We start from the raw sequence: 13,855 nt of genomic DNA, 5'->3' as shown, positions 1-13,855 counted from the left end.
ACATGTACGCGCGTCTGAGCTTCTCGATAGGAAGCTCTCAGGCCCGCAAAAGAGCATCACCGCGATTCGTATCTCAGGCCCTAAAATCCTGCTGTAGCCTGCACCGGCATTGATCCAGATCAAACACGCGCACCACCACTTCCAACAAAGCTTAACCGTGATCGCCCTTGTCACGCCTTTTACAGGCGCCGATTCGGATCTTCGACGTGGCGCTGGAGAGTCTGTAATACAAACCCTTATCGACCAGGATCGATGCGCCCACCTGCGCACTCCGATGGACATGATGCGACAGGGCTGGGCGATGACCTTGTTCCAGACGTCGCAACACTGGTCGAGGATGTCGGGATAGGATGGGAAGATCCGGTTGCCGAGCCAGTCGTCGTGGATGAACTGCCACAGGTTCTCGACCGGATCGAGCTCGGGTGAGCGAGATGAGCCCGGACGCGCCGACCTCGGCCGCCTCCGAATACAGACCACCCACGGCGATCACCGACACCGCCGAGCGGCAGCGGGTCTGAGCCGGGTCACGCAACCCCTTGGCAGGGCGCGCAGCGGCTCCACATCAAAGTCCGACCGCAGCGGCGCCTGAGCAGCCGTCGCATCCTCCTCAGGCGCCAAACCCGGGGAGAGAATCATAACCCGCGCCGCACCGCTCCTCGGCGTGAGACCTGCTCAAAGTTGCTTGGTATGAGTTGTGGTTCGGCAATACTGGACGGATCTACCCGCCGCTACCGTTCAGGAGGGATGAAATGGACGGCTTCTCGCCACTGGGCGCCACCCTCGGTGGCGTTATGATCGGGGCTTCCGCGGCCCTGCTTCTGCTTCTCAACGGACGCATCGCCGGCATCAGCGGCATCGTCGGCGGGCTACTGGCCCCTCCCTCGTCCGAGACCGGTTGGCGCGTCGCCTTCCTGGCCGGCCTTGTCCTGGCGCCTCTCGTATACGACGGCCTGGGAGGTAGCCTGCCGCCGGTCACGATCGATGCCTCGTTTCCCATCGTGACGCTTGCGGGCGTACTGGTCGGGTTCGGCACACGCCTCGGGGGCGGTTGTACCAGCGGTCATGGGGTCTGCGGCATCGGGCGCGGCTCGCCCCGCTCCCTCGCCGCAACGGGCACCTTCATGGCTATCGCCTTCCTGACCGTCTTCGTCGTCCGCCACATGACGGGAGCCTGATCCGTGGCCAGGATAACTTCCGCCTTTGCCATCGGCTTGATCTTCGGGCTCGGTCTCCTCGTCTCGGGCATGGCCAACCCGGTCAAGGTACTCGCCTTCCTCGACGTGACCGGCCACTGGGACCCGAGCCTCCTTTACGTCATGGCTGGAGCCGTTGCCGTCTCGGCCATCGGCTACCGTGTGGCGCGGCGCCGGGGCCGGCCGATCCTTGCGCCCCGTCTGGAGATCCCCACACGGCGCGACGTCGACCTGCGCCTGATCACGGGTGCGGCGGTCTTCGGTGTCGGCTGGGGGTTGGCCGGCCTGTGTCCCGGGCCCGCCCTGACCATTCTCACGATCGTACCGGCCCCTTCCGCTACCTTCGCGGCCGCCATGATCGTCGGGATGTTGCTGGTCCGCCTCGTGCCCACGGCAGCCGCGAAGCCATCCGCGGCACAGGGGAGCGACGCCTGATGCCTGGCCTCCTGACCTCCGGTCTCGCGGTTGGGGCGGGGTCGTGATGCACACGGTCGGTATCCTGATCCTGCGCGAGCGTCGCGCGGGGGGAGACCCCGATGTCCGCCTGACCCACCGGAGCGCGACAATCCGACTGCCCTGGCTGCTCGGCATCGACTTCGCCGTGGGCTTGTGTTCGGGCTTCCTTGGTATCGGAGGGGGCTTCCTGATCCTGCCGGGCCTGCTGCTGGCGAGCGGAACGCCGTTGCCGCTGGCCATTGGCGCTGCTCTGGTGGCGCTGAGCATCTTCGGGGTGGCCACCGCGGCGCGGCGCGCGGCGTCGCCTCCGGCCTGATCGACTGGCCGCTCGCCGGTTTTTTATCCGCGGCGGCGTCCTGGGCGGCCGCGTTGGAGCGCGCCTCGGTAAACGGCCCGCCGAGCACAGACGCCCCCGGAGCTTCGCCTTCGCCGGCCTCGTCATCCCCACCGGACTGTCCGGCGTTGCCCGGCAAGCGCGAGCAGACATCGAGGCAAGCGGCCAGCCGCCAGTGCACATTCCAAGGTCGGGCTGCCTACTCGTATGCGCTCACTTCGGTGATGAATTTGCGGCGTATGGCCCTCGAGAAATCGCCGTAGCCTTTCGCGGTGAGCAGGAACGCGTTCGGTCCGGCGACGACGTGCGCCTCGAACCATTGCTGCAGGCCGACGCGCTCCTGGGGCAAGGGCGTCGCCCGGAGGCCGTATCCCGGGGCCCTGTAGGCACCAGCGCCCACGACATCGTTCTCGCCCGGCACGAGGATCGGCAGGCCGTTGATGGTGGCGCCCGAGGCGAGAACGGCGGCCTGCTCGGTGGCGAGGTCATCCGTGTCGGTGCAATTGTCGATGCCGTCGCCCGAGACGTCCACGACGATGCGTTCGGCGGGGACCGGCATGGCGGGGATCACGCTCCCGGCGATCGTGCGGAACATCTGGGCGAGGCAGGTGAACTCACCGGTCTGCCGGGGGGTCGCGCGAACCTGCGCCGCTGCGGCGACCGCGTCGGCGCGGCTCGCGATCCGCCGCCATCCGACAGCCAGGCTGGCCCGATCGGCCCAGGTCACCATGGCGAAGAGCGTTCCGCCTGGCCGCGCGGTCATCGCCGCGACGACGCCCGGATCTTCCAGGGCTTCGGCAATTCCCTCCATCTGCAGGCCGAAGCGCGCCGCGTCGACCGATTGCGACACATCGACGGAGACGATCAGCGCGACCGCGACGGGCGCTTCGGCCCCGACCGCCACGGGCGTGCCGCAGACGATCAGAAACGCCGCCCATCGCGCGCGCCAGCGCGAAGGGCGGCGCAGCGACAGGGCGCCTGCGGGTGTCCGCGGGCCCGACCGCCACCAGGGCCGCTCTGGGCATCGCGGGGATTGCTGTGCGGGCGACTCGCTGATCCCGCCGTCGCGGACGGGGATTTCGAGGGTCGGGGCGGCCGGTTGGGCGAGACGCTGAGGCATCGTTCGGGTGCCGTCGATCGTCAGGTCTTGTCGATGAAGCGCACCGCGCAGCCCGGGTGCCGCGCGACGAGGGCGCGGCCGCGCTCCAGGCCGAGGACCATGCAGCTGGTGGACAGACCGTCCGCCAGAAGCCCGGTCGGGGCGGTGACGGTCACGGAAGCCACGCCTTTCGGTGAACGCCCCGTCGCGGGGTCGAAGATGTGGTGGTCGATGCGGTCCGGCGAGAAGCTCATGCTGTAGTCTCCAGAGGTCGCGGCAAAGCCCGTGAACGGTTCGATCACGGCGGCGAGGGTATCCGGCGCCCGCGGATCGGCGATGCCGAGGCGCCAGGGCGTAGCGTCGGCATGCGTTCCCGCGGCACCGAACTCGCCTGTATCCACGAAGGCATCCGTAATCCCACGTGCGTGCAGGGACGCCATCACCCGGTCGGCGGCGTAGCCCTGGATCAGGGCATTCAGCGTCACTGCGGTGCCGGGCTCCAGAACGATGCGCCCGGGCAGGAGGGAGACCTTGCGCCAGCCGATCCGGGCGGTGGCCCGGCGTAGGGAGACCGGGTCCGGACGCTCGCCCCGCGCGGCTGCCTCTGCCCAGACCGGCCAGAGTGGCTGCACGGTGGGATCGAAGGCGCCGCCGGTGCGCGCCGCGAGGTCGAGGGCGAAGCGCAGGAGCGTGGTCAGGTGCGAGGGCGGCGCGACGAGGTGTCCGGCGCGGTTGAGGCGATTCAGGGCGCTGGTCGCCCTGAAGAGGCTCGCGGCGTCCTCGACGCCGCGGATCTCCGCGAAGCCGTCGGAGAGGGCCGCGTCGAAGGCGGACGGTTCGGGTCCGGCCACCGTGAGGGCGACGGTGGTGCCGAAGGCGAGCCCCGTGCGGGTTCGCGTCGTGAGGCCCTGCGCGCCGGCCATCGCGCGGAACGCCGCCACGCCGCCGAAGGCGGCCGTGGCGAGACCGACGCCTCCGACGAGGACGCGGCGTCGGGCCGGGCGCAGGAACGCCGTCATTCCGCCGGCACCGGCCGGGGCGCGATCCGCCGCCCGTGCTTGGCCGCCACCACCTGCGGCACGCATTGCTGCGGGTCCTGGATGATCGTCACGCAATCCATGCACTGAAAGCACTCGGGGTAGTCGATCCGGCCGGACGGCGCGATCGCGCCGTAGCGGCAGCGCACCTTGCAGAGCTGGCAGGGGCTGCCGCACTCCGCCCGACGCGGAATCCAGTCGAGGACGCGCAGGCGCCCGAGGATCGCGAGCCCCGCGCCGAGCGGGCAGAGGTAGCGGCAGAAACCCTTGTAGACGAACAGGTTGAGCACCAGGAGGCCGACCGCGTAGGCCACGAAGGGCCATCCCCGCACGAAGTAGAGGGTGATGGCGGTCTTGAACGGCTCCGCCTCGGAGAACGTGTCGGCCAGGGGCGAGCCGGTGGCGGCGGCGAGGAGGATGGCGGCGAGGAGCCCGTACTTTCCCTGTCGCAACCAGAAATCGAGCCGGGGCGGCACCGTGATCGGCCGGATGCGCAGGGGCCTGGCGAGCCAGGCGGTGAATTCCTGCAGCGCGCCGAAGGGGCAGAGCCAGCCGCAGAACGTGCCCCGCCCCCAGACCACGAGGGTCGGGACGACGAAGGCCCAGAGCAGGAGCGAGGGCGGATCGTAGAGAAGGAACGCCAGATCGTGGGTCACGGTGGCGGCGCGCACCAGGCCGACCAGGGTGACGATGGAGAGTTGCGCCTGGGCGTACCAGCCGATGAAGCCGAGGGTGAAGGCGAGGAAGCCGAGGCGGAAGATCGCGAAGCGCTGCCGGTCGGTGACGAGCCCGCGCCGGAACGCGAGCACCGGCACGAGCCAGGCCAGCGCCAGGGCGATCACGCCGAGTTCGGGCCCACGCGCCCGCCACGGATCGAGCCAGCTCGGACCCGCTTCCGCCGCCTCGCGGACGAACAACGTGGCGGGGAGCGTGTAGTCGGCGGAGAATTCGCGGACGATCTTCTCGGACAGGATCTGCCCGCGTTCGCGCACGAGCTTGACCCTCAGCGTCCAGGGTGCCGAGGGATCGAATCCCGCGGCCCCGGTGATCCGCAGGACCGTCCAGGGTCCGCTGGGCAGGTCCGGGGCGGCGCCGCGCCGCTCGATCGCCATGTCCCGCGCATTCACCGCCAGACCGCCCTGCGTCACGGCGAGGCGTTCGGGGATCGAGCCCAGCACGAAATCCTCGCCGAGGGGGGTCTCGGAGCCGTGGCTCACCACCATCACCGCGTGGTCGCCGGGGCCGAGTTCGCGCATGAGCGCGGCGAAGCGGTCCGGACCGAGCAGGCTGCGGCCGATCGCCGGCACGTTGAGATAGGCGAAGGTGAGATCGGTGAGCGGTCGGTCGCCCGGGCCGTCGTCGATGGGGTCCATGCCCGCATCCCGGAAGGCGGCCTCGGCCTGTCCGTGGGTCACGGTGAGGCGGCGCACCCAGCCCCGCGCGACGAGGTCGGGCACGCTCAAGGATTCGTCGGCGTCCGGCCGGGCCTCGACCTTCAAGCCGACATTCGCAGCGCCGAACCCCAGCTTGGCGCGCGCGACCGCCAGGGACGCCCCGAGGATCGACTCGTTGATCACCCGCGTCGAGGCGGTGGCCATGGAGATCCCGTCCACGGTGGTCTCTGCAGAGGCTCCGCTCCCCCGCGCGTTCGGCCTGCCGACCCGGATCGACCGGCGGGCCGACAAGCCCACATATTGCTCGACGAAGGCGAAGAGCGGTTCCGAGCCCAGGCCCTCCAGGAAGACGGGCTCGTGGTGGGACACCACCTTCACATCGCGGAAGGTACCATCGGGGGCGAGCGCCACGAGGAGGTCGGGCGGCGTGCCCCCGAAGCCCGGGATCGGCGCGAGGTCGATGGATTCGAAGGCGTAGGCGAAGACCTCGTAGCGGCCGGCCTCCTGCTTCAGGATGGGCCAGACCGGGAGCGCCCCGTCGCGCTCGCCCACCACGAGCGGCGCCGGAAAGTACCGCTCGATGCCCGCCCGATCGAGCTGGCCCGCCAAGGCGGGATGGCTCCCCCACAGGGCCGCGAAAAGAACGAGGAAGAGCGCGAGCCGACGCACCCATGCTCCGGACAAGGTCGGCCGGATCCATGGGCGCAGCTGCGCGGCGGTCATGGCGCGACGCCGGGCGTGCCGGCCGGTGCCGGCCGGACGGCCACGCCCCAGGGGAACCGGCCGACCTTGACGCTGCGGATCGGGCGCTGCGTCGCCACGTCGATCACCGTCACGTCCCCCGACACGCCGTTCGTGGTGAACATGCGTGACTCGTCCGGCGTCATCGCGAGTTGCCAGACCCGGCGTCCGACCAGGATGTAGTTCACGACCCTGTAGGTCTTGGCATCGATCACCGCGACGCGGTCGGAGGGGCCGAGCGCCACGAAGGCGAAGCGCCCGTCCCGCGTCAGGGTGACGCCTACGGGCTGAAGCCGGTCCTCGGCGATGCCCTTCACGCCGAACGTCACCGTCTCGATCACCTGGCGGGTCGCCACGTCGATCACCGCCACCGTCCCGCCGATCTCCGAGGAGACCCACAACCTCCGCCCATCCGCCGAGAAGGCGGCGGCACGCGGGCGTTGGCCCACCGGCGTCGCATCGAAGGCCGAGAGCGTCGCGACATCGATCCAATGGACCATGTTGGTGGTCTCGGAGGTGGTGACGGCGAGCTTTCCGTCGGGACTCACCGCCATGCCTTCGGGCTCGATGCCGACATCGATCTGGGCGAGGACCTTGCGGGTCTGCGCATCGACCACGGTGGTGGTGGCGTTCTCTTCGTTGGCGATGAACAGCGTTCGGTCGTCCGGCGCCAAGGCGAACTGCTCGGGGTCCTCGCCCGAGGGCAGGTCGTGGCGTACCGCTCCCGTTTCGGGATCGATGACCTGCACGGCGTCGGAATCGCTGGCGCAGAGGTACAGGGTGCGCCCGTCGCGGGAGAAGGTCAGGCCGCGCGGGCGCCGGCCCACGGGAAAGCTGCGGACCACCTCCAGGGAGGCACCGTCGATCACCGAAACGGTGTTGTCGCGCTCGTTCGAGACGAAGATCTCCTGGCCCGCGACGGGGGACGCCATGAGCGCTCCCGCAAGGCAGAGTATGCCGGTGAGGCACGCGGTGCGGGCCATGGTGTTCGCCTCCGGACGGCTGAAGGGGCGGTGCGGGGCCAGGGTATGAGGCAGCATCAGCCCGCTCTTCGGAAGGCCCGGCACGCGCTCTCGGGCTCGTCCAGGCCGAGGGTGTCGAGTTCGGTGCGGTGGTGCAGGAATCCCTCGATCGGCGCCGTGGCCGTGACCGCGCCGGGCCCGATCAGGAACACCGGCTGGCGCAGCTGTCCGTTCCAGGCGCGGAAACTCAGGGGCCGGCCCTTGAAGCCGCCGACCTCGAATGTCGGTGCGAGCACCAGCGCCGCGACCCTGTCGGGATCGGTGCTGCGCACCTGCACCGCCGCTTCGCCGAGCGCGTGCACGGCCATCCAGCCGGCATAGTCCACCGGGCGCATCGCCCGGCCGGCGAGCCGGCGGAAGCGGCCCTGAAGCTGCACCGCCGCCCAGGATTCCACCGGCCGGCCCCAGGCGGCGGGGGTGAGCCCCTGCGTGCCGACGACGGGGCGGGGCAAGGCGGTGTTGTAGAGGAGGTTCGCGCCGAACGCCCCCGCCTCGTCGGCCACCGCGACCACGTCGTGTTCGGGGCCACGGGTGGGAATCACGAACTCGCGCAGCGCCGTGTCCCGGGTATCGCCGCCCTGCGGATCGAAGCGCGACTCGGCGACGATCCGCAACCCGAACTTCTTCGCGCTCCGCCGCAAGGCTTCGGCGTAGAGGGCATCGGCCGGCGCCGGGCCGGACAGCAGCAGGATGCGGGCCCAGCGCTTGAAGGCCAGGAACTGGACCAGGGCATCGGCGAGCATCGCCCGCGAGGGCAGAACATGGAGCAGCCGGCTCCGGCACTCGGCATCGCGCAGGCGCGTGTCGGGCGCCCCGATGTTGAGGAAGACGGTTCCTCGGGCTTCCGGCAGGTCGGCCAGCGTCAGCACGTCGTCGGCCGGCGCGTTCAGCACGACGAACCGGGCCGGCCCGTGCCCGAGGCTGCGGAACACCTGCCGAACATCCTCCTCAGGCCCGACGATGCGGGACTCGAGCATAAAACCCAGGGCGACGAAGCGGCCGGTGGCGTTCGAATCCCTCAACCCGAGTTCGGCCCCCTTGAGGCCTTCGTCGTCGGGGATGGGATCCTCGTTGTTGAGGGGCGCCGGGCGCTCGATGCGCCGTTCGAGGTAGTGGATCGTCAGCGCTTCGGCGGCGGTCGACGTGCGCGTGCCGCCGGGCATCGGTGTCGCGACGGCGAGCGCCACGCCGGACAACACCGCCGCCGCGATCCGCGCGGCACGATGAGGCCGCGAGCGGCCACGGCCCGCGCTATCCCGCTTCCAGCGCCGACCGCGCATCGGCCCTCCCGCTCTGTTCGTTCTTGGGCGGCAGGATAGCGGCGGCGGCGGCGGCGCCGGTATTGGACCAAAGTGCAACGGTGGGGGCGCGGGATCGCGATGCTGACCCGTACCAAAGCACAATGGGTTTGGTTCGGGGCGCTTGCTACCCGTTTGTAATAATAACGGGAGGAACGACGATGAAGCCTTCAATCCTGGGCGGGGGACTCCTCGCCCTCGGTCTCGCTCTGTCTGCGTCCATGGCCTTCGGCCACGGGGATGTCCAACCGCAACCCGTCGACACCGCGGGTCTCGCGCCCCTCGGCGAGGGCTGGAAGGACGAGAACCCGTACCGGGGCGACGTCAAGGCGATCGCCATCGGTGATTCCGGCTTCAACCAGAACTGCGCCCGCTGCCACGGCCTGCAGGTCATCTCCGGCGGCCTGGCGCCGGATCTGCGCTACCTTCCGGCTGGCAAGGAGGGCGACGAATACTTCGTCGAGCGCGTCCGCCACGGGGCGATCATCAACGGCATGACCAAGATGCCCGCCTTCGAGGGCGTGCTCTCGCAGGAGGCCCTCTGGGCGATCCGCACCTACATCGAATCGAAGCACGAGGAATGAGGGAGGTCGCCCCGATGCCGCCTCATGCCGCACGGTTCGCCGGGACGCGCCGCCGCGTCCTCGCCGTCCTCCTCGCCGCGACCTGCCTGACCGCCGGCGCACCGGCCATCGCCCGGCCCCTCGACGAGGTGACGGCCTCGGGCGTTCTCAGGGTCGCCGTCTACGGCGACAACGTGCCGTTCTCGGGGGAGGGCGACGCCGGCCCCCGTGGCATCGACGTGGACATCGCCCGCGCCATCGCCGATCGCCTCAAGCTGCGCCTCGACCTGCGGGTGGTGGATGCGGGCGAGACCGTCGACGGGGATTTCCGACTGAACCTGTGGCGCGGCGACCTCGCGGGCTCGCCCCTGGCCGACCTGATGCTGCACGTGCCCCACGACCGGGTTCTGGCCACGCGCAACGAGCAGATCTTCCTCACGACGCCGTATTTCGAGCAGCGTCTCGCCTTTGCGTATCACCGCGACCGGATCGAGGGATTCGAGGGGGTGCGCGACCTGGAGGGTCACGCCGTCGCCGTCGAGGGCATGAGCGGGTCCGACAGCCTCGTGATGAACGCGGAAGGCGGACGATATCGCGCCAGCGTGAAGCACTACCGCAGCTTCGACGAGGCCGCGAAAGCGTATCTGGCCGGCGAAGCGCCGATCCTCGCCGGGACGCGCGCCGGCATCGAGGCGGCGATCGCGGCGGCCGGGGCCTCTCGGGGAGACAATCCCGTGGTCGAGGTGCCGATGCCGGGCATCGTCCGAACCCGGTGGGACCTGGGCGGGGCGGTGCGCAGCGATTCCCGCGACCTCGCCTACGCGGTGGGCGATGCCCTCTCGGCCCTGGCGGCCGAGGGCCGCCTCAAGGCGATCTGCGATGCCTACGGCGTCACCTACGCCGCGCCGCAGGGCTATTGAGCCGAGCCGACCACCCGGCGCCCATACCCCGGTCGTTATTCGACCAATGGCCAATAAGAATCGTCTGAGAACATCTCTAGCTTCGAGAACAAGGGACGCCATCCGACCAGCCAGGATGACGAAACCCAGCGCGTCACGGGCAAACCGGACCCAACATTGAACGGAGGAAACGCCATGAGACTACGCGACCAGTTCCTGACGGCGGTGGGCGTCACTGCGCTCTGCGTCGGCCTAACCTTGCCGGCATTCGCCGAGGTCACCGAGCAGGACATCCTGAACGATGCAAAGACCCCCGGCGATGTCGTGACCTACGGCCTCGGGCCGCAGGCTCAGCGCTTCAGCCCCCTGAAGACCCTCAATCGCGACAACATCAAGGGCCTGGTGCCGGCCTATTCCTTCTCGTTCGGCGGCGAGAAGCAGCGCGGCCAGGAGAGTCAGGCGCTGGTCAAGGACGGCGTGCTCTACGTCACCGGCTCGTATTCGCGCATGTACGCCATCGATTCGCGCACCGGCGACAAGCTGTGGGAATACAACGCCCGACTGCCGGAGGGCATCCTGCCCTGCTGCGACGTGGTGAACCGGGGTGCGGCCCTCTACAAGGACAAGGTCTATTTCGGGACGCTGGACGCCAAGCTCGTGGCGCTCGACCAGAAGACCGGCAAGGTCGTCTGGCGCAAGGACATCGACGACTTCAAGGCCGGCTACAGCTACACCGCCGCGCCGATCATCGTGAAGGGCAAGATCATCACCGGCGTGTCCGGCGGCGAGTTCGGCGTCATCGGCCGGGTCGAGGCGCGCGATGCCGAGACCGGCGAGGTGGTGTGGAAGCGGCCCGTCATCGAGGGCCACGTCGGCGAGCTCAACGGCAAGCCCTCGACCATGACCGGCAAGGTCAACGAGACCTGGCCCGGCGACACCTGGAAGTTCGGCGGCGGCGCGACCTGGCTCGGCGGCACCTACGACCCCGAGAGCAACCTCGTCTATTTCGGCACCGGCAATCCCGGCCCGTGGAACTCGGCGCTGCGCCCCGGCGACAACAAGTGGACGGCCTCGCGTCTGGCCATAAACCCGGACAACGGCGAGATCGTCTGGGGCTTCCAGACCACCCCGCATGACGGCTGGGACTTCGACGGCGTCAACGAGTTCGTGCCCTTCGACATGCAGAAGGACGGCAAGACCGTGAAGGCCGGCGGCACTGCCGACCGCAACGGCTTCTTCTACGTCCTCGACCGGACCAACGGGAAATTCATCTCGGCCACTCCGTTCGTGAACAAGATCAACTGGGCCAAGGGCATCGATCAGAACGGCCGTCCGATCTACGACGAGGCCTTCCGCCCGGGCGATCCGGCGAAGTCCGAGGACGGCAAGAAGGGCAAGTCCGTCTTCGCCGTGCCGAGCTTCCTCGGTGGCAAGAACTGGATGCCGGTCGCCTACAGCCCCGACACCAAGCTGTTCTACGTGCCCTCGAACGAGTGGGGCATGGACATCTGGAACGAGCCGGTCTCGTACAAGAAGGGCGCGGCCTACCTGGGCGCCGGCTTCACCATCAAGCCGGTCTTCGAAGACCATATCGGCTCGCTCAAGGCCATCGACCCGGCTTCCGGCAAGACCGTGTGGGAGTACAAGAACAAGGCCCCACTCTGGGCCGGCGTGCTGACCACGGCGGGCAACCTCGTCTTCACGGGAACCCCGGAGGGCTTCCTCAAGGCCTTCGACGCCAAGACCGGCGAGGAAGTCTGGAAGTTCCAGGTCGGCACCGGCGTCGTCGCCTCGCCGATCACCTGGGAGCAGGACGGCGAGCAATGGGTCGGCGTCGCCGCCGGCTGGGGCGGTGCCGTGCCGCTGTGGGGCGGCGAGGTGGCGAAATCCACCGCCGGCATCAACCAGGGCGGCAGCTTCTGGGCCTTCAAGCTGCCCAAGACCGTCGCCGCACGCTGAGTGGATCGCGTGAAGGGGCGGTGGCTCCGGCCATCGCCCGATGAGTGATCCCCGGCTTCAAGGGAAGCGCGCCGGTCTTCGATGGAGGAGCGGCGCGCCCGGGCTCCGGAATGCCGGCGGTCTCTCAACACCCGCAGGCAGTCCGGAGCTTTCGTCTGCCTCCTCCATCGCCGTCTCGGAAGCGGCCCGGCAGATCACCACCCGATGCCGACCGCGAGGGTGGGTGGACGGGAGGCGGAGCAAGGGGCGGGCGCTCGCGTTCACGGGGGAACGGCATCGCCCGCGACGTGGAGACGGGGCCTCGGGATCGGCTGAGGGCCGGGTCCGCCACCGCCGGACGCAGCGTTCCGGCAATCCACCACCGTCGCCTTGGCCGTTTCGATGGCGATGCCGACGGCCGCCATCGTCCGCATCTCGGGCTCGCGCTCCCGGGCATACCGGACGACGTCCGTGGCGAGCCGGTCGATCTCGATGTTCAGGGCCTCGATGGCTTCCGGCTCGCGCAGGGTCCGGGCCTCTTCGATGATCTCCAGCAAGCGGTCTGTGACCTCGTCGATGCGCTCGCGCCGGGCGCCGGCCAGCCTCTGGCGGAGCCAGGCGACGGCGGAGGCCAGGCCGCCGGCCAGGGCCGCCAGCAGGTACAGGGTATCGCCGTAGCGATCGACGAAGCTGTGCTGCTCGCGTTCGTAGTAGTCGATCGCGCCCGGATGGATCGGGATCCGGGCGCTCGTCGCGGCCGCCGTGGTGTCGTAGGCGGGCGCCAGCACGTACTCGGCCGCATCGCTCGACTTCGCGGCCGCCGTACGCATCTCGAACAGGTGCTGCGTCACGTCCGCGGCCACCACCCGGCTCAGGGACGCGCGGGCCATCAGCCGGTACGAGGCCCCCACCGTCTTGACGTCGTCGTCCGGCAGCTTGGGATGCCCGCCGAACAATCCCCCGGGGATCGTGACGGCCTGCAGTCGCGGGAAGCGTTCGATCACGGCGTCGTCGTCGGGCACCCCGACGAAGTTGACCTTGCCGCCCTTGCTGACGGCCTTGACCGCCTCGACGAGGGCCAGGGCCTTCGGGGCCGACGGGGCGATGATGCTGACGAAGGCGTCGACCGTCCGGGTCTGGATCGCGCTGCCGACCTGCGCCGCGTCGACGGGCACGAGCAGCACCGACTTGACCGGGACCTTGGTCCCGGTCGCGTCCGTCTCCAAGGTCATCCCGTAATAGCCGAGGATGTTCTTCAGGAGGGAGAAGTCGGCATCCTTGTGCGCGGCGATGCCGAGCCGCCGCCCGCCGAGCTTCGGAAACGCATCGATCCCCGTCGTCTCCGGCGAGACGATGACCATGGCCTGGTCGCGCAGGATCGCGAGGGTGAGGCCGTTGGTCGGCAGATCGACGTCCGGCCGGACGACCGCGAGGTCGGCGCGCCCGTCCTGAAGGGCCGCCGCACTTTCCCTGACGTCGTCGAAGGACAGGATCTTGAGCCGGACGTTCTCGCCGCCGGCATCCAGCGCATCGGCGTAGGCCTTGATCAGCGCCGGTTCGGTGCCGTCGCGCGGGGCGACCGCGATGACGAGCGTCGTCGCCTGGGCGAGGTAGATCGCGAGCGCGCCGGCACCGAGGATGACCGCGATGGCCCCGACGGCGAGGGTGGCGCGGCCGAACACCCATTGTGGAAGCTTCGGCATCGCCGGCGATGACCCTCTGGGTGCGTGTTCGGCCAAGCAACGACCGGCGGTGGCGTCGGCTCCGCCCCGGTGCGACGTTCTCGACGGGATCAAGAGAACGTGAAACGCCCCGCCATCGCCGACGGATGGATAGCGCCCCCCGTTCCGTCGGACTCCTGTTCGACCTGTCGACACCCGG

11 protein-coding genes and 2 pseudogenes are annotated in these 13,855 nt (G+C 69.6%); 6 read left to right on the top strand and 7 right to left on the bottom strand.

From position 1 onward, the window contains the following. Positions 1–252: 252 nt before the first annotated feature. Positions 253–429, bottom strand: a pseudogene (locus K2X24_RS06460) (IS630 family transposase); the annotation flags it as partial. A gap of 320 nt (positions 430–749) precedes the next feature. Between K2X24_RS06460 and K2X24_RS06455 the strand changes: the two are divergent. The 3 genes and pseudogenes from K2X24_RS06455 to K2X24_RS06445 all read left to right on the top strand — a co-directional run. Next, entirely contained in the window at positions 750–1,175 is a 426-nt protein-coding gene (locus K2X24_RS06455; RefSeq protein WP_292495861.1) for a YeeE/YedE family protein, read from the top strand. Positions 1,176–1,178: 3 nt separating this feature from the next. After that, positions 1,179–1,628, top strand: coding sequence for a YeeE/YedE family protein (locus K2X24_RS06450; protein ID WP_292495860.1), 450 nt, complete (start codon positions 1,179–1,181; stop codon positions 1,626–1,628). 37 nt (positions 1,629–1,665) lie between these two features. Next, positions 1,666–2,125 (top strand): annotated as a pseudogene (locus K2X24_RS06445) (TSUP family transporter); the annotation flags it as partial. Between the two features lie 57 nt (positions 2,126–2,182). Here K2X24_RS06445 and K2X24_RS06440 read toward each other — a convergent pair. From K2X24_RS06440 to K2X24_RS06420, 5 genes are all read right to left on the bottom strand, one after another. After that, positions 2,183–2,887 (bottom strand): DUF1194 domain-containing protein, encoded by a 705-nt coding sequence (locus tag K2X24_RS06440; protein ID WP_292495858.1) that lies wholly within the window; start codon positions 2,885–2,887, stop codon positions 2,183–2,185. A gap of 236 nt (positions 2,888–3,123) precedes the next feature. Continuing rightward, on the bottom strand, positions 3,124–4,101 hold the full coding sequence (locus K2X24_RS06435) for an FAD:protein FMN transferase (RefSeq protein WP_292495856.1): 978 nt from the start codon (positions 4,099–4,101) through the stop codon (positions 3,124–3,126). After that, entirely contained in the window at positions 4,098–6,236 is a 2,139-nt protein-coding gene (locus K2X24_RS06430; RefSeq protein WP_292495854.1) for a 4Fe-4S binding protein, read from the bottom strand. Before K2X24_RS06430 ends, K2X24_RS06435 begins: the two co-directional genes overlap by 4 nt. After that, entirely contained in the window at positions 6,233–7,186 is a 954-nt protein-coding gene (locus K2X24_RS06425; protein ID WP_292495865.1) for a YVTN family beta-propeller repeat protein, read from the bottom strand. Before K2X24_RS06425 ends, K2X24_RS06430 begins: the two co-directional genes overlap by 4 nt. A gap of 107 nt (positions 7,187–7,293) precedes the next feature. Continuing rightward, positions 7,294–8,439, bottom strand: coding sequence for an ABC transporter substrate-binding protein (locus tag K2X24_RS06420; RefSeq protein ID WP_292495864.1), 1,146 nt, complete (start codon positions 8,437–8,439; stop codon positions 7,294–7,296). Between the two features lie 296 nt (positions 8,440–8,735). On the opposite strand from K2X24_RS06420, the gene pedF reads away from it, so the two are divergent. The 3 genes from pedF to K2X24_RS06405 all read left to right on the top strand — a co-directional run bounded on the left by pedF (position 8,736) and on the right by K2X24_RS06405 (position 11,995). Beyond that, positions 8,736–9,158 carry a cytochrome c-550 PedF gene (gene pedF, locus K2X24_RS06415; RefSeq protein ID WP_292495852.1) on the top strand — a complete coding sequence of 141 codons (423 nt, stop codon included), beginning with the start codon at positions 8,736–8,738 and terminating at the stop codon, positions 9,156–9,158. A gap of 14 nt (positions 9,159–9,172) precedes the next feature. Further along, positions 9,173–10,057, top strand: a complete 885-nt coding sequence (locus tag K2X24_RS06410) for a transporter substrate-binding domain-containing protein (protein WP_292495850.1) — start codon at positions 9,173–9,175, stop codon at positions 10,055–10,057. 174 nt (positions 10,058–10,231) lie between these two features. Continuing rightward, positions 10,232–11,995, top strand: a complete 1,764-nt coding sequence (locus K2X24_RS06405) for a PQQ-dependent methanol/ethanol family dehydrogenase (protein WP_292495847.1) — start codon at positions 10,232–10,234, stop codon at positions 11,993–11,995. 260 nt (positions 11,996–12,255) lie between these two features. On the opposite strand, the gene K2X24_RS06400 is transcribed toward K2X24_RS06405, so the two are convergent. After that, positions 12,256–13,677 (bottom strand): TAXI family TRAP transporter solute-binding subunit, encoded by a 1,422-nt coding sequence (locus tag K2X24_RS06400; RefSeq protein WP_292495844.1) that lies wholly within the window; start codon positions 13,675–13,677, stop codon positions 12,256–12,258. Positions 13,678–13,855: the final 178 nt, after the last annotated feature.

Source organism: Methylobacterium sp. (assembly GCF_019750675.1).
Classification (GTDB): domain Bacteria; phylum Pseudomonadota; class Alphaproteobacteria; order Rhizobiales; family Beijerinckiaceae; genus Methylobacterium.
The sequence above is the reverse complement of the archived record's forward strand: the minus strand, read 5'-3'. Positions and strand labels throughout refer to the sequence as shown.